This window comes from Frankia gtarii, assembly GCF_025403375.1.
Classification (GTDB): domain Bacteria; phylum Actinomycetota; class Actinomycetes; order Frankiales; family Frankiaceae; genus Frankia; species Frankia gtarii.
The window spans coordinates 10731-33311 of sequence record NZ_JAMPTM010000010.1; the positions used below are offsets into that span (position 1 = coordinate 10731).

12 protein-coding genes are annotated in these 22581 nt (G+C 72.2%); 7 read left to right on the top strand and 5 right to left on the bottom strand.

Annotated features, from left to right (window positions below; genetic code table 11):
- Positions 1-152 precede the first annotated feature (152 nt).
- From pglW to NBZ83_RS03355, 3 genes are all read left to right on the top strand, one after another.
- Positions 153-4964, top strand: coding sequence for a BREX system serine/threonine kinase PglW (gene pglW, locus NBZ83_RS03345; RefSeq protein WP_261574296.1), 4812 nt, complete (start codon positions 153-155; stop codon positions 4962-4964).
- 129 nt (positions 4965-5093) lie between these two features.
- Positions 5094-5288 (top strand): type II toxin-antitoxin system HicB family antitoxin, encoded by a 195-nt coding sequence (locus tag NBZ83_RS03350; protein ID WP_261568354.1) that lies wholly within the window; start codon positions 5094-5096, stop codon positions 5286-5288.
- Positions 5289-5295: 7 nt separating this feature from the next.
- Positions 5296-5526 (top strand): type II toxin-antitoxin system HicA family toxin, encoded by a 231-nt coding sequence (locus tag NBZ83_RS03355; RefSeq protein ID WP_261574297.1) that lies wholly within the window; start codon positions 5296-5298, stop codon positions 5524-5526.
- Between the two features lie 70 nt (positions 5527-5596).
- Here NBZ83_RS03355 and NBZ83_RS03360 read toward each other — a convergent pair whose 3' ends face one another.
- Both NBZ83_RS03360 and NBZ83_RS03365 read right to left on the bottom strand, forming a co-directional pair.
- On the bottom strand, positions 5597-5995 hold the full coding sequence (locus NBZ83_RS03360; protein WP_261574298.1) for a DoxX family protein: 399 nt from the start codon (positions 5993-5995) through the stop codon (positions 5597-5599).
- A 224-nt stretch (positions 5996-6219) separates the two neighbouring features.
- Entirely contained in the window at positions 6220-6396 is a 177-nt protein-coding gene (locus NBZ83_RS03365; protein ID WP_261574299.1) for a hypothetical protein, read from the bottom strand.
- A gap of 294 nt (positions 6397-6690) precedes the next feature.
- Here NBZ83_RS03365 and NBZ83_RS03370 point away from each other — a divergent pair, with 294 nt between their 5' ends.
- Positions 6691-7185, top strand: coding sequence for a hypothetical protein (locus NBZ83_RS03370; protein WP_261574300.1), 495 nt, complete (start codon positions 6691-6693; stop codon positions 7183-7185).
- A gap of 37 nt (positions 7186-7222) precedes the next feature.
- Here the strand turns inward: NBZ83_RS03370 and fxsT are convergent, their stop codons facing one another.
- Positions 7223-10408 (bottom strand): FxSxx-COOH system tetratricopeptide repeat protein, encoded by a 3186-nt coding sequence (gene fxsT, locus NBZ83_RS03375; RefSeq protein WP_261574301.1) that lies wholly within the window; start codon positions 10406-10408, stop codon positions 7223-7225.
- 592 nt (positions 10409-11000) lie between these two features.
- Between fxsT and pglX the strand changes: the two genes are divergently transcribed.
- The 3 genes from pglX to pglZ all read left to right on the top strand — a co-directional run bounded on the left by pglX (position 11001) and on the right by pglZ (position 21878).
- Positions 11001-14582, top strand: coding sequence for a BREX-2 system adenine-specific DNA-methyltransferase PglX (pglX, locus tag NBZ83_RS03380; RefSeq protein ID WP_261574302.1), 3582 nt, complete (start codon positions 11001-11003; stop codon positions 14580-14582).
- Positions 14583-14643: 61 nt separating this feature from the next.
- Positions 14644-18723: a DUF6079 family protein gene (locus NBZ83_RS03385; protein ID WP_261574303.1), complete on the top strand. Its 4080-nt coding sequence runs from the start codon at positions 14644-14646 to the stop codon at positions 18721-18723.
- The gene (gene pglZ, locus NBZ83_RS03390) at positions 18720-21878 is read left to right on the top strand and encodes a BREX-2 system phosphatase PglZ (protein ID WP_261574304.1); all 3159 of its coding nucleotides are present in this window, start codon (positions 18720-18722) and stop codon (positions 21876-21878) included. Before NBZ83_RS03385 ends, pglZ begins: the two co-directional genes overlap by 4 nt.
- 20 nt (positions 21879-21898) lie before the next feature.
- On the opposite strand, the gene NBZ83_RS03395 is transcribed toward pglZ, so the two are convergent.
- Together NBZ83_RS03395 and NBZ83_RS03400 are read right to left on the bottom strand one after the other, a co-directional pair.
- Positions 21899-22186, bottom strand: a complete 288-nt coding sequence (locus tag NBZ83_RS03395; RefSeq protein WP_261574305.1) for a hypothetical protein — start codon at positions 22184-22186, stop codon at positions 21899-21901.
- A gap of 69 nt (positions 22187-22255) precedes the next feature.
- Complete coding sequence (locus tag NBZ83_RS03400; RefSeq protein WP_261574306.1) at positions 22256-22441, bottom strand: hypothetical protein; 186 nt, start codon at positions 22439-22441, stop codon at positions 22256-22258.
- Positions 22442-22581 lie beyond the last annotated feature (140 nt).

The window sequence follows — 22581 nt, forward strand, 5'->3', positions numbered from 1 at the left end:
CCCAGCTCCATCACGCAGCGGATCCGCCACGATGCGGCTAAAAAATCATGATCCCCCGCCCATTCGTGCAAAGATCAGGGCTAATGTCACGGGTAGCGACATAGCGGGCGCGGCAGCTGGGGGCAGGGCCGCGGACACGACGGGGTGACGGGGTGCGTGATGGGCAGGGCCGGTGGGAGACGGTCACGCCGTCGCAGTTCCCGCATGAGCGGGAGGCGCTGGAGCACGTCCGGTTGCTGCTGCCGGACGCCGAGCCGTACCGGGCCTGGTCGAACTTCACCTTCACCGCGACCACCGGGCACATCCGCGAGGTCGACCTGCTGGTCGTCGCCCGCGGCGGCGTCTACCTCATCGAGATCAAGAGCCTCGTCGGCCGGCTGACCGCGTCCGGGTCGAACTGGACCCAGCACCGCGACTCGGGCAACACCCGGATCTTCGACAACCCGCTGCACCTGGCGAACCAGAAGTCCAAGGAGCTGCGGTCCCTGCTGGAGAACGCCGGCCGCGCGAGCAGGACGAAGATCCCGTTCATCCAGCCCGCGGTCTTCCTGTCGAACCCGACCCTGCGGGTCGAGTTCGACGACCACCAGCTCCACTGGGTCTTCGGCCCCGAGCGCGGCGCCCCGGGCGGCGCCGCCAGCGGGAACACCGGCAAGAGCGGCAGCGGCGGCAGTAGGGGCGGCGTGATGCTGCCGTCGATCTGGTCCGCCCTGCTGGACGCGCCGCTGCGCGACGAACGGCAGCGGGTCACCCCCGGGCTGTCGAAGGCCCTGGCGAAACTGCTGCCGGCGGCCGGGATCGCCCGCAGCCGGCGTCACCAGCGGGTGGGCTCCTGGCAGCTGGAGTTCCCGGCGTTCGACTCCGGTCCGACCTGGCAGGATTACCACGCCGCCCACACCCAGGTCGCCTCCGAGCGGCGACGGGTGCGGATCTACCTCGTCGAGCGGGCCGCCGGGGAGGCCGAGCGGGCGAACCGGGAGGCGGTCGCTCGCCGCGAGTTCCTGGTCCTGCACGGGATCGACCATTCGGGGATCGTCCAGGTCGACGGGTTGGAAAGCCACGAGGCGGGCCCGGCGCTGATCTTCCGCCACCGGCCGGACGAGATGCGCCTGGACCACTATCTCGACCGGTACGGGGACCGCCTCGACGCCGGCACCCGGCTGCTCATGATCCGCCAGCTGGCCGAGGCGGTCGCCTACGCGCACGGCCGGCATCTCTACCACCGGACGCTGGCCGCCCGCAGCGTCCTGGTCGTGCCGTCCGGGAGCCGGGGCGGGCAGGGCTGGCTCGCACCCAGGCTGATGATCAGTGACTGGCAGGCGGCGGCCCGCGACGCCGGCTCGGGCACCGGCACGCTGACGACGACGTCGCGCGAACTGGCGGTGGAGCCCGCGGCCCGCTTCCTGCCCCATCTGGAGCTGGCCGCCGCCGGCTACCTCGCTCCCGAGATCGGCGCCCCCAACCCGGACCCGGTCGGCATCGACGTGTTCGGCCTGGGCGCGCTGGCGTACCTGATCCTGACCGGCCGGCCGCCCGCGGACAGCCCGAACGCGCTGAAGGCGCGGCTGGAGCAGGCAGGTGGCCTGCATCCGGCCGAGGTCGTCGACTCGCTGTCCGAAGCGGCGAACGACGTGGTGGCGCAGGCGACCTGCCCGCTGCCCGACAACCGCTACGCCAGCGTCGGCGAACTGCTCGACTGGCTGCTGCTCGCCGAGAACGAGCTCACCCCGCCGGACGTCCCGGCGGCCACCCCCGGCGACGGCACCGCGGGCGACGGCAGCACCGGGGGCGACGGCAGCGCGGGCGACGGTGCCGTGGGCGGCCCGCCGACGGACCCACCCGCGGCGCAGCGGGACGAGCAGGTTCCCGAGACGGACCCGTTGGAGGCCCAGCGCGGCGACCTGGTCGGCGGCGAGTGGCGGATCCGGGAGCGCCTCGGCACCGGTTCGACGAGCCGCGCCTTCCTGGCCCACAACGACAAGACCAACCGCGACGAGGTCCTCAAGATCGCCCTGTCCGACGAGCGGGCGGCGCGCCTGGAACATGAGGCGTCGGTGCTGGGCCGGTTGAACGACTCGCGGGTGATCCGCCTGGCCCGTCCGGACACGCTGGTCGTCGGCGGGCGCGCGGTACTCGTCCTCGACCACGCCGGCGAGCAGACCGTGGCCCGCAAGCTGCGCGAGGGCCGGCTCTCGGTCGACGAGCTGGAAACCTACAGCGACTACCTGTTCGGCGCGGTCGACTACCTCGACGGCGAAGGCGTCGCCCACCGCGACCTGAAGCCGGACAACATCGTCATCCGCCGCCGGCCGAACCGCACCTACCAGCTGGTCCTCATCGACTTCTCGCTGGCCAACATCTCGGTCCGCGACACCGCCGCCGGCACGCCCCGCTACCTGGACCCGTTCCTCGGCGCCGGCACCCGCACCACCTACGACGACCACGCCGAGCGCTACGCCCTGGCGGTCACCCTGCACGAGATGGCCTCCGGCGAGCTGCCGCTGTGGGGCGACGGGTCTGCCGAGGCCCGGTTCACCGCGGGCCCGCCGACGGTGGCCACCGAGGCGTTCGACCCGGCGATCCGCTCCGGCCTGGCCTCCTTCTTCCCGCGCGCGCTCAACCGGGACGCGGCGCGGCGGTTCGCGTCCCTGAAGGACATGCGCGACGCCTGGCAGGCCGTCTTCCGCGCCGCCGACTCCACCCCGCCGACCCCGAGCATCCACCCGACCCCGAACATCCACCCGGCGGGGACGCGCCCGGCGGGCGCTGCGGGTGCCGCCGCCGACGAGAGGGCCGCCCAGCAGGCCCGCGACCTGGCCGCTGTGGCGGCGGCCGCCGACACACCGTTGGAGGCCGCGGGTCTGTCACCACGGGCGGTCTCCGCCGCGCACCGGCTGAACGTGACGACCGTCGGCGTGCTGCTGACCCTCGGCTCCAAGGAGATCATCAGCCTGCCGGGCACCGGCGCGAAGACCCGCCAGGAGCTGCAGTCCCGGATCCGGCAGTGGCGCCGCGCCCTCGCCGCCGCCTCGGCCGCCGCCGTCCCGGCCGGCACGCCGGCTCAGCCGACGCCAGCCGGGCAGCAGCCGGCCGACGCGCCGTCGGTGATGGCGATGGCGGTGGACTACGCCCGCATGCCGGTCGAGGCCCTCGCCGACCGGCTGCTCCCCCACGCCCTGTCCGGTGGGCGCAACGCCACCGAACGCGAGGCGACCCGCCTGCTGCTCGGCCTGCCCGACGCCGCGGGCGCGCTGCCGGACCTACCCCTGTGGGCGCCGCAGCAGCAGGTCGCCGAGCGGGTCGGGGTGACGTCGGGCCGGATCGCGCAGGTGCTGACCGCGCGGCGCAGGGCCTGGCACGCCGACGACGCGGTCCGCTCGGTGCGCGACGAGCTCGTCGAGATCCTCGGCGACGCCGGCCGGGTGATGGGCTTCGACGAGCTGGCCACCGCCGTGCTCGCCCGCCACGGCAGCCAGCGTTCGCCGGCCGAGCGTCACGCGCTCGCCGCCGCCGTGGTCCGGGCGGCGCTGGAGACCGTCGACCTCGACTCCGAACCGTGCCTGGCCCGCCGCAGGTTCTACGACCGGACGCTGGTCGCGCTGGAGGCCGCCGAGGACGACGGCCCGCTCACCCCGGCCGCGCCCGCGCTGTTCGCGTACGCCATCGCCCTGGGCAAGGCCGCGGACCGGCTCGCGCGGGCCGAGGAGCTGCCCGCCCCGGCGACCGTGCTGCGGGAGCTCGCCGCGGTCCGCACCGGGCCGGCCGCCGGCGACGCCTACGACGAGGGCCTGGCGGACGGCGGCACCGGATCCGCCGGTGTCGGGGCCGCCGACGGGCTGGCCGGCCTGGCCGGCCTGGCCACGCTCGACCAGCAGCGCCTCGTCCGGCTGGCCGCCGCCGCGTCGCGCACCGCCGCCACCAACGCCCGCCTGGAGATCTACCCGCGCGACCTGGATCTCGTCCGGGCGCTGCGCCTGGCCCAGGCCGGCGTGCCGGTCCCGCCGCAGCCCGGCGGGCCGGACGAGCGGCCCGACCGGCCGTTGGCGGACGTCGCGACCATCCGCGAACGGGTGCAGAACCGCTTCCCCGGCCTCGCCACCGAACTGCCGGCGCACCCGGCGCTCGACGCCCCGCTGGCCGCGGCTGGGTTCATCCTCGAGTGGAACGCGGCCCGCGACGGCTACGTGCCGCCGCACGGCCTGCTCTCCTCGACCGGGCTCGGCTCGCGGGCGACGCCGGTCGTCCGCCAGGCCACCGGCCTGGGCAGCCGGCCGGCGCGCACCGTGTTCGACAGCCCCGACCGGGCGGCGGCGGCCCTCGCCGAACAGCGGCTCACCGCCGCCGCCGAAGCCGGCGGCTTCCGGGCGCTCACCGTCCGGCGCAACCACTACCTGGCCGCCCGCGCGGAGCTGACCCGGCCGCACCGGTTCGCCGCCGAGCCGGTCGATGTCGCCGCCGTGTTCCTCGACGCGCTGCACGCCGAAGTCGACCCGCGGCCCAGACCGACCTGGGCGACGATTCTGCGCGCCGACGCCGCGGAGCCCGGCAGCCGCGCGGCCGGCAACCTCGCCGAGTACGTCCGAACGGCCTGGAACCGGGCCGCGCCGCAGCTCACCGCACTGGTCGACGCCCCCGCTGACCGCGACGCTCCCGCCGACCCCGCCGACCGCACTGGGCCCGGCGGTCGACCGGCGCCGCTGTTGCTGCACGACGCCGGCGTGTTCGGCCGCTACGACGGCCGCGGCCTGGACGTGCTGTTCGCCCTGGCCGAACGGGCCCGCGCCGACGGCCGACCGGTCTGGGTCCTGTGCCCGACGACCGAGCCGACCCGCCCACCACGCCTCGACGGCGCCCTCGTCCAACTGATCACCGAAAGCGAATGGGTAACCCTGCCCGATGCCTGGGTCACCAACCGCCACCGCGCCGCGGGCGAGAACACCAGCCTGGCCGGCCTGGCGTCCTAATACTGGAGGGGGGTATCAGTTCCGTAGCGCTCCTCCGGTCGCGGACACCGACCAGACCCGCCAAGCGGGCGATCGCACGGCCACCGTACGGAACCGACGCGCGTTATCCTGACTGGCATGGGTCGGGCGGTGCACATCCCCTACACGGTGGAGCAGGACGAAGACGGTGTCTGGTGCGCCCACGCCTACGTCGGTCGGGTCGGGTGCAACGGCAACGGGGACACGCGCGAGGACGCACTGGCGGATCTGCACGAGGCCGTCCTCATGATCCTCGAAGACGACGGCGCTCCCGACGAGTTCACCATCATGCTCGACGTCGCCTGAGCTGAATGTGCCACCCGTTCCGTCGATCCCCGGTAAGGACGTCGTCAGGGCGTTACAGAAGGCCGGGTTCGAGCTGGTCCGGGTCAAAGGAAGCCATCACCGACTTCGCAACCCCGATCCCCACGGGCATGACGTCACCGTTCCGGTCCACGCGAGACGAGACCTACCCAAAGGAACACTTCGCCAGATACTCACGGACGCGGGCCTGACCGTAGAAGATCTTCAAGCGCTTCTATGACACCGTCAGCAACCGGTGTGCGCCAACTCAACTCACGTACCTGGACCGACGGCGCACCTGTCACCCAGCGTTACGTGGAGCGGCGGGAGGTGGACAGAACGGCGCGGATCATCGGGATCTGGAGCGGCAGGCGGGCCCACAGGACGGCGGCCTGAGCGACGTCGCGGGGCCGGCCGCCGCCCTGGCGGGCCTGGGCCGTGGCGTCCAGGGCCGACTGCAGGTTCCCCGGCCACACCCCGACGAGCACGGCGGTGCTGGCCGGTCCCGCCCACCGGGCTTTCGTCAGCAACCCGGCCGCACAGACCAGTTCGGCGACGCCGCTGGCGTAGACGATCGCCCGGGGACCGGGCAGCGCCCGCGGTATCAGCGGCTCGAAAACGGCGGGACGCACCAGGTGTGTCACCCCGCTGACCAGGAAAGCCCCGGTAACCAGCCATGGGCTGGGCCGGGTGAATCGCGAAAGGGTCACAGGGCCCATCGAACCACCCCGGGAGCCGGGAGGGGCGATGCGCAGGTTGCGCCTGACCGTCGTCGCCACGGCCTGGAGAATGCGCGAAGGTTCATCGACCCCGGCGGGTCCGTCAGGCCCGATCAGTCGTCAGCCTCGGCCACGGCGGCGCCCAGAATGAGACTGGCGGCCAACCCCGAGCCGGAGAATGCGCGGCGGTCATGTCTCAGTGGATAACTCGAGCGTCAGCCCGCATCCGCGAGGTAGGGGGCGCCGGTCAGCAGGCGCTCGAAGGTCTCGGGGTCGCAGACCACGTACCGGCCCGCCTCGTAATCCGCCAACGCGGCGTCCACTGAGGCCAGCACGTCCTCGTCGGAGATCTCGATCTCGGGCAGGGGGGCGTTGCTGTCGTCGTCTTCCACGACTCCCCCTTCCGCCCGTAGATACCCACTGACGGCGTCAACAGGTTTCCTGGAAACCATAGCGGTTAGCAAGGCCCTCTGCCATTCGGCCTTGCATTCAGGAGAGCTCGCCTGCAGGAGCTGCCTGTTGGGCCCCGGTCAGGGGCCCGACCCGGCCGGTCTCCGCAGCCCGCCAGGGCCTCCCCTCCCCTCCCCTCCCCATCTGTCAGGCCGAGGCTGGCTGCCCCTCGGACACCCGGCGGACCGGGCGGAGTGGGATCATTACCGGCGGTGCCAGCCACAGGAAGGACGACCGTGTCCACTGCTCCAAGCGACCCCGGCCCCGACCAGGCCCCCGACGCCGACCGGGATGCAACCCCGCCCCCGCCGGACACCCACGCTGATGCAGGTCCCGAATCGGCCGAGTCGCCACGGGGCGGTTCCGCGAAACCGCCGGATGCGCCGGCCGGGGGCCGTCCGCCGCTGCGCCCGGTTGACTGGGACGGCTCGTTCACCCGCACCTGGCAGTCCCGCGACGACAACGAGTTGACGAACCGCCTCGCTTCGGAGCAGGAGCGGGAGTGGAGCCAGCGAGAGCTTGATCAGATGATGCGGGAGTTTCGGGACAAGGCGAACGCGGCGGCAGACGCGCGTGCCCGTGAGGAGCGGGAGCGTGCCGCCGAGCAGGCGGATGCGCCTGGTGACCCGAGGTCGCGTTTGTTCGACAAGTTGGAGCGGCTCGGCCGCCCGCCCGATGACGCGGACACGTCCTCGAACGGTGACGACGGCGGGTCCCCGGACACACATTGACGGATCATCGTGATTGGCAGGTAACCGGCCCATCCGGCTACGGGCCGACACGGTAATCCCCGGTTTCGGACGTCGGTGGCCGTTCAGGTGGGGGCGGTCTGTCTGCGTCCTGGTGGTGAATGACGTCGGCGAGAGCCCGGCGGGCGTGAATGGTGTCCGGGTGATACGGGCCGTGATCGCGCATCGCGTCAGTGAGGGTGTCGCGGCCGAGAGAAGCGGCATCGGCATGCCGGCCGGCCTGGCGGTAGGTCTCGGCGAGGCTGGTTCGGCTGGCGCGGGTTTCGGGATGGTCCGGGCCGAGGGTGTGGTTCCGGATTGTGTGGACGCGTTCACTGAGATCCACGGCCTGGGGTAGCCGACCAGTGTCGCGGCATACCTCGGCGAGGCCGGTGGCTGTGCGCAGGGTGCGTTCGTCGGCGACGCCGTCGGTCCGGGCGCGTGCGATGAGCTGGCGCTCAAGGTGGTGGCGGGCCGCTTCGGGTTGGCCGGCGTCGCGGTAGTGGGCCGCGAGATCGTCGCGGGCTTCCATGGCGCGTGGATGCGCATGACCGAGGACGCGTTCGTGGCGGTCAAGGACGCGTTCGAAGTGGATGACGGCCTCGTCTGGCCGACCTTCCGCCAGATGGGCGACGGCGAGGCTCTCTCTGGTTTCCGTAGTCTCCGGATGGTCTGGGCCCAGGGCGCGTTCGCGGCCGGCCAGGGCCCGGTCGAACAGGGGGACGGCAGATTCGGGCCGTCCGGCCTTGAGGTGGGTGCGGGCAAGGGCGTGTGCGCTGTCGAGGGTGCGGGAGTGGCTGGGACCGAGGACATGCTCGCGACCGGTGAACGCTTGGTCGAGTTCCTGGGTAGCGTCGGCGAGGCGGCCGGCCTGATGGTAGGTGACACCGAGCTGGTGACGGCTGTCGAAAGTCTGTGGATGTTCAGGGCCGAGGACACGCTCGCGAGCGGCGAGGGTGGGTTCGGCGTGGGCAACGGCGTCGCCGGTGGCGCCGATTCGCCGGTAGGTGGCAGCGAGTTGGTGGCGGGTGTTGAGGGTGTCGGGGTGGTCGGCGCCGAGGAGGCGTTCGCGGTCGGTGAGGGTGGGCCGCAGGATGCGGGTTGCCTCGTCGCCGTGGCCGGCGTCGTCGAGGGCGGCGCCGAGGCGGTGGCGGCTTTCCAGGGTGTCGGGATGGTCTTCGCCGAGGATGCGGCGGCGATCGGCGAGGTTCTGCTGGAACAGGTCGGTGGCGTGGTCGAGGTGGCCGGCTCGCTGGTAGGCGCGGGCGAGGGTTTCGCGGCTGGTGAGGGTGTCGGGGTGGTCGGGGCCGAGGACGCGTTCGCGGTCGGTGGCGTTGCGTTCGGCGAGGGGGCCGGCTTCGGCGAGGTGGTCGGCGTTGAGGGCGGCGCGGATGTGGGTTTCGCGAGCGGTGAGCGTGTCGGGATGGTCGGCGCCGTCGAGACGTTCGCGGGCGGCCACCGCGCGGGCGGCCAGCGGCTCGGCCTGCTCGGGGTGGCCCTGTTCGGTGAGGTAGGCGGCGGAATGCTCGGCGAGCCAGGCGGTGTGGGGTGTGTCGGCGGCGGGGTCGGTGGCCTCGACGGTGGCGAGGGTGTGCGGGAGGAGTTCACGCCAGGCTGGCCAGGCGTCCGGGGTGGCGATGATGTCCTCGGGCAGGGCCGTGTGCAGCATCCGGCCGAGCGTGTCCACCAGCCGATCGGCCTGTTCAGGGCTCGTGTCGGCGCGAACAGCGGCGCGGACCAGGGTGTGCAGGGCCAGCGCGGAACCGTCCCGATGGGCGAGACCGGACCGTTCCAGGTCCGCCACGATGCCGGCCAGCTCAAACGGATCAGCCGCGACCGCACGCAGCTCCCCGCTGTCGATCGCCTCCGGGTCGGCCACAAGCAGCCGCAGCGGCATCGGGACGGAGCCGTCGCCGTGTGCGGCGAGACGCAGCAGTTCACCGGCGGCAGGCGCGTCCGCGTCGAGGCGACGCAGCGGCTCGTCCCACAGCGTCGCGGCGGTGACCCCGGGCCGACCCGGCACCTCACCCTGGCCCAGCACGACAGCCGGCCGCTCGATCAGCGCCGCCAGGTACGTCTCCGCCGGCGCCCGGGCCTGGCGGATGCGGTGCGCCGCCTGATCGAGGGCGAGTGGATGATCTCCGAGCTGGTCCGCGATCTGCCCGGCGACCGCCCGGTCCACCGCCGGTAGCCGATCGGCGAGCAGGGCCACCGACTCCGGCCGTTCCAGCGGGCCGAGCGGCACGACCATCCCGGCGTCCTCCCAGTCGTCGGTGCGCGACGTCACCAGGATCCGACCCGCCCCGGTCGACGTCCGCAGCCAGCCGGGCAGCTCGACGGGGCCAGCCGCGTCGTCGAGGACAAGCAACCAGCGGCCGTCAGCAGCATCGAGACGGGCCAGGACCGCCGCCGGCTCCGCGTGCGCCGGCAGGCCCAGTGCGGGCGCGAGTGCCCGCACCCGCTCACCGACCAGCTCCGGGCGCCCCGCCGGCACCCACCACACCGCGTCGAATTCCATCCGCTGCCGGTGGACGTACTCGACGGCCAGGCTCGTCTTCCCGATCCCCGCCAGGCCCGTCACCGCGACCAGCCCGCCGCCCGACATCGCCTCGTCGAGCCGGCCCAGCGCCCGCGGCCGACCGACGAACCGCGCCGCGACCCGCGGCACGTTCCACACCGCCGGCAACTCCCCGGGGAACACCGCTTCGCCAACGATGCCCTGCTGGGCAGGGAGACTCCGTCCCTCCCCGCCCTCCACCGGACCGCCGGTGGACGGCGTACGACCGGGCGCCGCCTCGACCTGCCCGGCCTCGCCGCGCACCGCCGCGAGCAGCAAGGCCCGCGCGGCCAACGGGCTGCGCCCCACCAGATCGATCGGGACGAGCTGGCCGAGCAGGCCGGGAATCGACCGGTCCGTCACCCGCGCGACCAGCAGCCGCCGCTCCCCATCCATGATCCGCGGGGACCAGGCCGCACCCCACTCCGCCGACGCCGCCGGCGAATCCAGATAGCCGTCCGAGACCACCGCGATGGTGCGCCGCGCCCGCTGTGTCACCCCATCCAGCCAGGAAACCCGATGGGTGCCGGGCACCTCATCCCAGGCACCGAGCGTGACACGATGCCCGGCGCCCTCCAACGCCCCCGCGATCCACTCAGCCCAGCCGAGCCCATCCGCGGCGCAGGACACGAAGACGTCGAGAGCGCGACCATCGCCCCCATCCGTCACCCGAACAGGATGACACAGTCACCCAAACCGCTCGATTGCCGTGCCGACCAACGGCGGCAAGCGACTGCGCACCGCGGCGAGGCGGAGGATAGGGGCCTCAACGGCGTGCTGATCGTCCTCGCAGGCGTCGCGACCTGGCTCGCCACAACGCGGCGACTACCGACCTCCTGGTCGAGGCGCGGAGATCGATCGTCCGGTCGATGGCGTACGGCAATGAACTTCCAGGTCAGGCGGCTGATGAACCGCTCGAGCTCCTGAAGTCCACCTCGAGGCGTTGCGCCATCGAGACCGTGCCGCTTGCAGATTTCTCCTGCCATCAGTTTCCGGAACCATAAATTATCCTTCCGTTCGCCACCCCCGTCGCCGTGTCTTCGGGTATATCGCTGCGTTAGAGCAACCGCCCACTGACGACGCTCCACTGGCACCGCACACCCATCGCCAGCCGCATCGCACCAACGCTGACGGTAATCCCATCAACGGATGATGGGTTCAATCAGTGTGCTACTAGGCTCGCGGGGATATGCCGTCGTCGGATGACCTTGGCCATGAGTTGCCTGGGTCCGGCGGGTTGTTGTCTGGTGGGGGGACATTCTTGATCGACCGGGTGATGCTGCTGAAGGACGCTCAGCGGCAGGTGAAGGCGCTGGAAAAAGACCTGAATGCGCAGGTCAGCGCAGTTGCCGAGGTCGGGACGCGGCTACGGGCCGAGTACGACCGGGCGTTCGAGGTCGGCCGGACGGCGGCGACCTGGTCGGCGTGGCTGGGCGAGCGGGTCACCCAGGCGGCAGCCGCCTGGGTGCTGGGGACGGTGTTCGTCCGGTTCTGCGAGGATAACGGGCTGATCGGCGATCCGTTCCTCACCGGCCCGACGACGACGCGGCTCACCCTGGCCGAGGAACGGACCGAGGAGTTCTACCGGCGCAACCCCGACAAGACGGCGCGCGACTGGCTGCTGGCGGGCTTCGACGAGATCGCGCAGGTGCCGGTCGGCGCCGGGCTGTTCGACCAGCGGCACAACGCCCTGTTCCAGATCCCCCTCTCCCACGACGCGGCCAAGGACCTGATCACCTTCTGGCGCCGCCGCACCGAGGCCGGCACGCTCGTCCACGACTTCACCGATCCGGCGTGGGACACCCGGTTCCTCGGCGACCTGTACCAGGACCTCTCCGAGGACGTCCGCAAGAAGTACGCCCTGTTGCAGACCCCGGAATTCGTCGAGGAGTTCATCCTCGACCTGACGCTGACCCCCGCGATCGACGAGTTCGGCTACGACGTCGTCAAACTGATCGACCCGACCTGCGGCTCCGGCCACTTCCTCCTGGGCGCCTTCCACCGGCTGCTCGCCGAGTGGGAGCGCAACACCCCCGACCGGGACGTCTTCGAGCGGGTCCGGCTGGCCCTCGACGCAGTCCACGGGGTGGACATCAACCCGTACGCGGCCGCGATCGCCAGGTTCCGGCTGGTCATCGCGGCCCTACGCGCGGCCGGGCTGACCACACTGGACGCGGCGGCCGGCTACACGTTCCCGCTGCATGTGGCCGTCGGCGATTCGCTGATCAAGCACCGCCAGCTCGACCTGTTCGGCGGGGAACGCGACGAGCTGGCCGAGTTCGCCTACGCCACCGAGGACCTCGCCGACCACCCCGGCATCCTCGAAGAGGGCCGCTACCACGCCGTCGTCGGCAACCCGCCCTACATCATTGTCAGGGACAAGAAGCTCAACGAGCTGTACCGGGAGATGTACAGTGCCTGCTCAGGCAAGTACGCCTTGTCGGTCCCGTTCGCGCAACGCCTGTTCGAACTAGCCAAGCAGGCGGACCGAGAAGGGCGCGGCGCGGGCCGGGTCGGGCAGATCACCGCGAATTCGTTCATGAAACGTGAATTTGGCAAGAAGCTTATCGAAGAGTTTTTCGCGTCACGCGTCGAGCTCACTCACATAATCGACACCTCCGGCGCCTATATTCCCGGCCACGGAACACCGACGGTGATTCTAGTCGGCCGACACAACCAACGGCATCGTCTCAGCACCATCCGTGCCGTTCTTGGTATTCGAGGAGAACCAGCGCAGCCCGCCAACCCGGCCGAAGGCGTAGTTTGGCGAGCCGTAGTCAGCCAGATCAACCGAACCGAATCAGAAAGCAAGTGGGTCACAGCGACCGACGTCGAACGCAATCAATTTGCGAACTATCCTTGGAGTTTGTCTGGCGGCGGGGCGGTTGATCTATTGGAGCAGCTCAACCGGTCGCCTGCCGGGTTGCTGAGCACAATACTCGACGAAGGAATCGGATTCCTGGCAATCACTGGCGATGATGACTTCTTCATCGCACAGGGTAGAGCTCCCGCCCGCTGGGTAAGAGAAGAGGTCCCACATCGCCCCTTTGTCACAGGCGAGCTGATACGGGACTGGGGTGCGAGCTCAGACCGAACCCTCTGGCCCTACGACGGACAAAAGCCAAACAAAAGCCTCTATTCCTCGCCCATCTACTGGCCGTATCGAACAAACCTGCGTGCCTCCATTTACTTCGGCAGGACCCGCGAGCAGCGCGGGCTCGCATGGCACGAGTTTGCAATCTTGGCGCGACGACGCCTAGCAGCACCCCTTCTCATTTCATTCACATTTGTCGCGACTCACAATAACTTCGTACTCGGTCGAGATGGAATGGCATTCAACAGGTCCGCGCCAGTAATTAAACTGGCCGTAGGCGCGTCAGAGGAGGAGCATCTACGGCTGTTGGGGGTGCTGAACAGCTCGACGGCGTGCTTCTGGCTCAAGCAGTTCAGCCATAACAAGGGCAGCACGGTCGACACCCGGGGCGCCCGACAGACCTCGCTGCCGTGGGAGGACTTCTACGAGTTCACCGGTACCAAGCTGCAGGAGTTCCCGTTGCCGGCGGAGTATCCGTTGGAACTGGCTCGGGAGCTGGATGGGCTGGCGCAGCGGCTGTCGGCGGTGAGCCCGGCGGCGGTGGCCGCAGGCGAGGTGCCGACGCGGGTCCGGCTGGCCGCAGCGCAAGCGGAGTGGACGTCGACCCGGGCGCGGATGGTCGCGTTGCAGGAGGAGTTGGACTGGCAGGTCTACCGGCAGTACGGGCTGCTCGCCGACGAGCTGACCCTGCCGGTGGCCGAGGTTCCCGAGATCAGGCTGGGTGAGCGGGCGTTCGAGATCGTGCTGGCGCGCAAGATCGCGGCCGGCGAGGAGACGTCCGAGTGGTTCACCCGCCACGGCTCCACACCGATTACCGAACTCCCCGCGCACTGGTCGGGCGAGTATCGGACGCTGGTGGAGAAGCGGATTGCCGTCATGGAGGCGGACCGGAACATCGGGCTGATCGAGCGGCCGGAGTACAAGCGGCGGTGGGCGACCGAGGGCTGGGACAAGCTGCAGGACGCCGCGATCAAGGACTGGCTGCTCGACCGGCTGGAGGTCCGCGAGCGGTGGTTCGCCGACGTCGACGGCATGGTCCAGCCCCGGCTGTGGACCACCGGACGGCTCGCCGACGAGCTGGCCGCCGACGCGGACTTCGTCGCCGTCGCCGAGATCTACCGCCCCGGTGAGGACCTCACCAAAATCGTCGCCGCCCTCGTCGAGAACGAGCATGTCCCGTTCCTCGCCGCCCTGCGCTACAAGGATTCCGGCCTGGTGAAGCGGGCTGACTGGGAGTCGGTCTGGGATCAGCAGCGCGCCGAGGACGCCGCCGCCGACCCGGAGGCCGCCAAGAGGATTCGTGACGCGATTCCCGTCCCGCCGAAATACGCCCAGGCCGACTTCCGCAAGGCCAGCTTCTGGAGGGCCCGCGGGAAACTCGACGTCCCCAAGGAACGGTTCATCTCCTACCCGCACGCCGGCCCGGACAACGATCCGACGCTGCTCGTCGGCTGGGCGGGCTGGGACCATCGCGAGCAGGCCCAGGCCCTGGCCACGCTGATCGTCGAGCGGCAGGACAACGACGGCTGGGGCGCCGAGAAGCTCGCCCCGCTGCTCGCCGGCCTGCGCGAGGTGATGCCCTGGGTCCGCCAGTGGCACAACGACGTCGACCCGCTCTACGACGGTTCCCCCGCCGAGGTCTACGACGCCTTCCTCGCCGAGGCCACCGGCCGCCACAATCTCACCGCGGACGCCCTCACCACCTGGCGTCCACCGGCGACCACCCGCGGCCGTAGGGCTATCCGATGACGGATCACATCCGTACGATCCGTATACGAACCGGACTTCGCCTGACCACTCGAGGTGCCGTATGACCAGCCCGTCGTCCCAGCCGTTGCTGCGCGAGGTCATCGACATCCCACCGCGGACGTCCGACGGCGACTTCGTCCTCAAGCTCACCGAGGGTGTCACCGACGCCGCGACCCTGCACAGCTACGTGGTGACCGACCGGCTGGTCGGGAACTTCGACGAGGCCCTCGGCCTGATCGCGCAGGCGGTGAGCACCGGGACGTCGAAGGGCGTCTACCTGCACGGCTCGTTCGGCTCCGGCAAGTCGCACTTCATGGCGGTGCTGCACGCGCTGCTGCGCGGCGAGCCGGCCGCCAGAACGCTCGACGACCGCCTGACGGACGTCATCGGCAAACACGACGCGGAGCTCGGCGGCAAGAGGTTCCTGCTCGTCCCGTTCCACCTGCTGGGGGCCAAGTCGACCGAGCAGCGGGTCCTCGGCGGCTACGCCGACCACCTGCGCGGGCTGCACCCCGACGCCCCGATCCCGGCGGTGCACCGGGCCGAGGCGCTGCTGGACGAGGCCCGCAGCGTGCGGGCCAAGGTCGGCGACGCCACCTTCCTCGCCGAACTGAACCGGGCCGGCTCCGGTGACGGCGGCGAGCCGGACGACTGGGGCAACGACGCCTCCTGGACGCCCGCCAAGCTGGACGCGGCGCTCGCCCCGAACGCCACCCCGGCCGGCGCCCCGGACGGCAAGGCCCGCCGCCAGCTGGTCTCCGACCTGCTCTCGACCTGGTTCGCGAACACCTTCCGCGACCTGCGCGAGGACGCCGAGGGCTTCGTCTCCCTCGACGCCGGCCTCACCGAAATCGCCCAGCACGCGAAGGACCTCGGCTACGACGCGGTCATCCTGTTCCTCGACGAGCTGATCCTGTGGCTGGCGAACAACATGGGCGACCAGGCGTTCGTCTCCCGCGAAGTCCAGAAGGTCACGAACTTCGTCGAGGGCGGCCTGGGCGCCCGGCCGATCCCGATCGTCAGCTTCATCGCCCGCCAGCGGGACCTGCGGGAACTCGTCGGCGAACAGGTCGCCGGCGACGTGCGGCTGTCCTTCCTCGACGTCCTCACCCTCGCCGACGGCCGATTCGACAAGATCGTGCTGGAGGACCGTAACCTTCCGCTGATCGCCAACAGGCGGCTGCTGAAGCCACTGAACGCCGACGCCGCGGCGGCGGTCGCCCGCGCGTTCGAGACGACGGCGAAGGTCCGCGCCGAGGTGTGGGACACGATGCTCGGCGGCGGCGCCCAGCTCGGCGCCGACCGGGACGCGTTCCAGCTGTCCTACCCGTTCAGCCCGGCGTTCATGGACACTCTCGTCCACGTCTCCGCGGCCCTGCAGCGCAACCGGACGGCGCTGAAGCTCATGCGCCAACTGCTCGTCGACCACCGCGACGACCTGCGCCTCGGCCAGGTCGTCCCGCTCGGCGACCTGTGGGACGTCATCACCCGCGGCGCCGACACCCCGTTCACCGACGTCCTGAAGGCCGAGTTCGACGCGGCGCAGAAGCTCTACGCCCGCAAGCTGCGCCCCTACCTGCTCGACGCGGAGGGTCTCGACGAGGACACCCTGGCCCAGGTCCGCCGCGCCCAGGCCACCGGCGTCAGCACCGGCACCGGAGTTGGCGTCGACCCGACGCTGGCGACGAAGGTCCGCCGGTTCACCGCGGACGACCGGCTGGTCAAGACGCTGCTGCTGTCCGCGCTCGCCCCGAGCGTCCCGGCGCTGCGCAACCTGACCCCGCGGCGGCTGTCGGCGCTCAACCACGGCAGCATCACCAGCCCGATCCCGGGCGGTGAGGCCGGGCTCGCCGGCAAGAAGGTCGAACGCTGGGCCGGCCAGTTCGGCGAGATCAAGTATTCCCCGGTCGACGGCGGCGACCCGGGCGTCGGCCTGGAGCTCGTCGACGTCGAGGTCGACAGCATCCTGAACTCGGCCGTCGCCTACGACAGCGCCGGCAACCGGCGCGCGCTGATACGGCGGCTGCTCGTCGAGGACCTCGGCGTCACCGTCACCGGCGACGTCTACGGCGACCGGCTCGACCTCGTCTGGAAGGGCAGCAAACGCTCCGCCGAGGTCATCTTCGGTTCGGTCCGCGGCCGTGAGCTGCGCGACGACCAGCTCGCCCCCATCGACCCGCAGGCGTGGCGGCTCGTCATCGACTACCCGTTCGACGACACCGGCGACGGGCCGGTCTACGCGCGGGCCCGCGTCGAACGGCTGCGCGGCGCGGACGTCCAGCACCGGACGGTCTGCTGGATCCCCGCCGACCTGACCGCCGCGCGGCTGGCCGACCTGGGGATGCTCGTCCGGCTCGACCACCTGCTCGCCGGCGGCGGGCACCGGTTCGACAGCCACGCCCAGCACCTGAGCGCCGACGACCGCCAGCGCGCCCGCGGCGTGCTGAAAAGCCGCTACGACGCGCTGCTGACCAAGACCCGGACCGTGCTGCGTTCGGCCTACGGGCTCACGTCGAAGGACGAGCAGGACGTCACCGCCGACTACAGCGATCACCTGCGCGCGCTGTGGCCGGGGCTGAACCCGACGCTGCCGCTCGGCGCATCGTTCCGCGACGCGGTCCGCCGCCTGGTCGGCGACCTGCTCGCCGACCAGTTCCCCGGCCACCCCGACCTCGACCCCGACCAGAGCGCAACACCCGTCAAGCCCGCGGACCTCAAGCTCGTCCTCGGCTACGTGACCAGGGCCGCGGAGGCCGACGGCGGCTCGGTCGAGGTCGCCCGGGGCGACCGGATTCCGATCCGGCGGATCGCGCCGGCGCTCGGGCTCGGCGTGATGCACGAGGTGCGCTTCGAGCTGGGCCGCGAGTGGGTCGGCCACTTCACCCGCCGGGCCGCCCAGACCGCCGCCGACGGCTCCGGCTCGCCGGGCATCGGCGGCACGGACGGCTCAGGCGATGCGAGCGCGAGCGGCTCGGGGCCGGGTGAGCTGCGGGTCGGCGACCTGCTGCGTTGGATCGACGAGCCGAAACCGCGCGGCCTGGACGACAACGTCGCGCACCTGGTCGTCGCCGCGTTCGCCGAGCAGACCGACCGGGCCTGGTACCGGCACGGCGGCCTGCTGGCGACCCCGCCCGAGCTGAACGCGATCACCAGGGACATGACGCTGCGCGAGCAGCCGCTGCCCGACGCGGCCGACTGGGCGGCCGCCGGCGAGCGCGCCAAGGTCATCTTCGGGGTGCAGCCGCCGGCGCTGCTACGCGGCCGGCTGCTACGCGGCTTCGCCGAGGAGCTGGTCGGGACGGCCCGGCCCCGCCGGGCGACAAGCCAGGAGCTGGTCGACGCCCTGGAGGAACACGCAGGCGAACTCGGGCTCGACCCACGCACCGGCCTCGCCGCAGCCGGCGGCGCTGCAGCCGACAACGCTGCGGCCAGCGGCGCTGCGGCCGACGACGCCGACGGTACGGGCGGTGCGGACGGGAGCCGGCTGCGGACCGCACGGGCCGCCCGCGACCTGCTCCTGGCACTGGACGACCCCAGGGCCGGCGCGGAGATCGTCCGCAGGCTCGCCCGCGCCGAACTCGCCGGCCCGGCCAATCGGCTCGCCGTGAGCATCAGCCGCGGCGGCGACGTCGCCGCCGCGATCAGGTCAGCCCCCTGGGATGAGACCTTCGGCGTCATCGCCGGGTTGGCCGAACCCCACCAGACCGAGGCTCGGGAGATCCTCGGGCGGATTCGCGCCGCCGGCGCCGTCGACGAGTTGACCACGCCGCTCGCCGCGGTGCTCAGCAAAGCCCGCGCCGACGCGACCGCCCTGCTCCGCCGGGCCACCGCGGCCCTCGCCGCCCCCGTCTCCGTCCCCGCCGTGACTGTCGCCCCCGTCGGTCGCACCGAGCCGACGCTGCGGATCGCGGTCCCGTCGCCCCCAGCCGTCCAGGTGAGGCGCGGAGCCGACCAGACCGGCTCCGGACCGGCCGTCGCGATCCCCAGGTTCGACCGGGACACCGCGGCGGAAGACGGCGCCGGAGCCGCGCGGCAGTGGCAGGTCCGGGCCGGGGAGCTGGACCGGGCGCTCGCCGAGCTGCGTTCCCACGTCGGCGACCGACCGGGCGAGATCGAGATCAGCTGGCGGCCGACGCCGTGACCGCTCTGTCGCCCCCAGCCGGCCAGGGCAGCCCGGCCGCCCCGGCCGGCGCGGGCGCTCCTCGGGTGACCGCGGCCGTCGTGCGGGGCCGGGTCGCTCGGCTGCGGCACGCCACGCAGAGCAACCACGGCTGCCAGCCGCGCGTCCTGCTCGTCCGTGCCCAGCCGGACTGGTCGGTGGCGGGCGAGCTGGACGTCGCCGGCCGGCCGGTCCACGTGGTGCCCTGCGTGTCACCGCTCGCCGTGCTGGAGGAGATCACCCGCTGGGCGCGCGACCCGGTCGAGGACGGTTGGCTGGTGCTGCTCACCGATGCCGACGAGGAAACGTTGGGCGACTCCGTCCTGGCCCAGGTCTACCGGCAGCGGGTCGACGTCATCGAGCCGTGGATCGCCGTCCTGGAGGACTTCGGTGCCGCCCAGGCCGACCCGCGGCTACGCGCCCCCGAGCACCGCTGGGTCGCCCAGGCCCTGTTGGAGGCCCGCCCCCCGGCCGGCTGGCCGCGCCGGCCCGGTGGCCTGCTCAGCCGACAGGACGCGCTGGCGGAGCTGGCCGCCGTCCGCCTCGGCCTGACCGAGCTGGGCCTAGGCGCCGCCGACCTGGACATCGCCACCCTGCTGCGTTGGACGACGGCACCCGGGGCGACCGAGGCGCTGCGCCGGCTCGGCGACGACGAACGTGCCGGCCTCACCGCGTACCTGGTCGAGCGGACCGGCCGCGCGGGACGGGCCCTGTTCACCCTGGTTGCCGCCGGCAACGGCGAGCGGACGCTCGCCCTCGGCCTGGTCTGTGACTGCCTGTGGCCCCGACCCGGCCGCGGCGCCGCCGGCACGCCGGTACCGGCCGCGGGGGACGTCGCGGCGGTCGAGCGGGCCAAGGTCCGGGTGGAGCGCTACTTCGGCCACGTTCGCCTCGACGACGCGACCATGCGCGCGTTCGCCGACGCCGTCCGCGAGGTGGTCGCGACGGCGCTGGCGGCGGCCCGCCCAGGAGCCGGCCGGCTCGGCCTCGAGGCGGCCGGTGACCCCTCGGCGACCCTGCACCCGGCCGACGCGCTCCCCGCCCTGCTCGACTCCGCGCAGCGGCTGCTCGACGACCTGGACGCCCGGGCCGCCGGCACCGTGAGTGACATCCTGCGGGCCGGATTCGGCCATCGGCTGGCCACCGTCGCCGCCGCCGTCCGCGACGTCCTCACCGCCGCCGAGTCCGGAGTCGACCGCACACTGCTCGCCCGCGCGGCCCGCGACGTCATGACCGCCGTCGGATCGCTGCGCGAGCACCTGCTGGCCGGCGTCGACCGTCCCGAGGTGGAACGGGCCGCGATGGCCGCCCGGCTCGTCGGCTGGCTCGCCACCCAGCCCACCGGTTCACACGCCACCGCGCACCCCGCGGGCGGGCAGCACCCCGGCCGGAAGCGGACAGGCGAGCCGACGACGCTGGCCGGCGCCCTCGACGCCCACCTCGACGACGGCGCCTGGGCCGACATCGCACTCGGCCACCTGGCCGTCGGCGACCCCGCACCCGCGGTGGGCGCGGCGTACAGCGACCTCTACCGGGTGGCAGCCCGCCGCCGCCGCGCCCTCGACGCCACCTTCGCGCAGCTCCTCGCTGTGTGGACCGCGACCGGCAGGCGGGGCGGGCCGGCGGCGCAGGGCGGGCCGCTGTGTATTGAAGAAGTCCTCGACCGGGTGGTCGCGCCGGTCGTGACCGCCCGCGGCAGCCGGGCGCTGCTGGTCGTGCTCGACGGGATGAGCGCCGCCGTCGCCGCCCAGCTCGCCGCCGAGCTGCGCCGCGAACGCTGGGAGGAATGCGACCCGCTTGGATCCCTTGGCGGTGAGCCGGCCGGTCCCGCCCGGCGGCGGGCGGCCGTCGCCGTGCTGCCGACGGTGACCGCCACCTCGCGGACGTCGCTGCTCGCCGGCCGGCTGCTCACCGGCGACAAGGCGAAGGAGTCCGCCGAGTTCGAGGGCCATCCGCGCTGGGGCAGGCGGGCCGCCCGGCTGTTCCACCACGCCGATCTGGCCGGCGCACCCGGCGCCGCGCTCGACGGGGAGCTCACCGACGCGCTGACGTCGGACACTCCGCTGGTCGCGGTCGTGATCAACACGATCGACGACACGCTCGACAAGGGTCGCCAGGGCGACGACGGCGGCTGGCGCCTGGCCGACGTCGGCCGGCTTCTCGCGGTGCTGGGCTACGCCCGGACCGCCGGGCGGGCAGTCATCCTGACCAGCGACCACGGCCATGTCGTCGACCATCGCGCCGAGGCGCTGGCCGCCGACGACGCCGCCTCCGCCCGGCACCGCATCCCCGGTTCAGGCAACGGCGCAGCCCGCGATAGCGGGGCCGGAAACGGCGGGGCCGGGGATGGCGAGGCCGGGGATGGCGAGGTGACGCTGGCTGGGCCGCGGGTGCTCGCGCCCGGCAGGCGGATCGTCGCGCTCTGGGACCCGACTCTGCACTACCTGGGCCGCAAGGGCGGCTACCACGGCGGCGCGTCGCCGGCCGAGGTGACGGTGCCCGTGCTGGCATTCCTGCCGTTCCGCCTCTCCGCGTCGTCGACGAGCCGCGACCTGCCGCCCGGCTGGCGCCCGCTGCCCGACCAGCGCCCGCGCTGGTGGTCGCTGGAGACGACGGACCGCCTGCGCGGCCTCGGCGGTGGCGACACCGTGCTGGTCGGGCAGCGCGCCGTCAACACCCCGGCGCAGGAGACAGCGCTGCTTCCCCGTAGGCGACGCAGGTCCACGGAGGAACAGAGCGGCCCGGCTCTGTTCGAGCTTCCCGCCGAGGCGACCGCCGGCCCGGCGGCTGCGGCTGCGGCGACGGCCGGCGGCCGTGCGGATCCGGTCGACCTCCTCGTCGCCGGGCTGCTCTCGTCCGAGCTGTTCCGGTTCCAGCTCGACGGGCTGGCCCGCAAGGTGCCGGTGGAAAAGGTCGAGGCGGCGGTACGGGCGCTACTCGGCGCGAACGGAACCCTGGCGACGAGCGTCGTCGCCGAGCGCGCCGGCGAGCGCCCGGCCCGGGCCGGCGGCTTCGCCGTCACCCTGCAACGCCTTTTCAACATCGACAACTACCCTGTGCTGGAGCCGATCGACGACGGCCACACCCTGCGCCTCAACATCGACCTGCTGCGCGCCCAGTTCGAGCTGACCTCCTGAAAGCGGCCGACGGGCATGCCTCAGTCGAAGATCTTGTGCGTACCGACGTGCAGCCACACGATGTGCGGACCAGGCTGCCCCGGAACCGGCTGCCCGTACGCCCACAGCGCCCGCCCGTCCGGCGCCCAGGTCATCTCATACACGCCGGGGAGCGATCGGTAGCGCTTCACCCGCAGCGACGGGTGGAATATTCCCTCGGCGAGGCTCTGGACGAACAGGTCGCGCGCCCGCAGGAAGGCGGCCTTCTGCTCGGGCCGGAGTCGACGCCAGTCGGCCCAGAACGCGGCGACCGGGTCGAAGGTGGGCACGAGATCACATTAGCCGCCCGGCCCACCAAGGTGGTGGACACCCTGGGTGGCCTGTGCCAGCGACGTACGTCAGCTCGCCTCGGGGTGGGCAGCGGCGTCCGTGAGCAGGCGATCAAAGGTCTCAGGGTCGCACGTGACGTACCGGCCGGCCTCGTAGTCCGCCAAGCCTCGCTCGGCAGCCTCGACAAGCCACGCGGGAGGTTCCTCGTCCACGATCTCGACCTCGGGCAGGGGGACGTTGTCAGGAATGCCCATGGCGACCCCCTTTCGGTGTTGCGACCCTTCCAGGGACCACTTGCCAACCATAACTGCAAGATAAACAAACAGTAACGGTCTCCGACCCTACGAATCACACCTCAGACACAACCATATGCGACTCCACTCGCATCTGCCAA

What these genes read in the sequence shown, in the direction of transcription:
- NBZ83_RS03385 (WP_261574303.1), top strand. Translation starts at nt 14,644, where the DNA reads ATGACCAGCCCGTCGTCCCAGCCGTTGCTGCGCGAGGTCATCGACATC.
- NBZ83_RS03400 (WP_261574306.1), bottom strand. Translation starts at nt 22,441, where the DNA reads ATGGGCATTCCTGACAACGTCCCCCTGCCCGAGGTCGAGATCGTGGAC.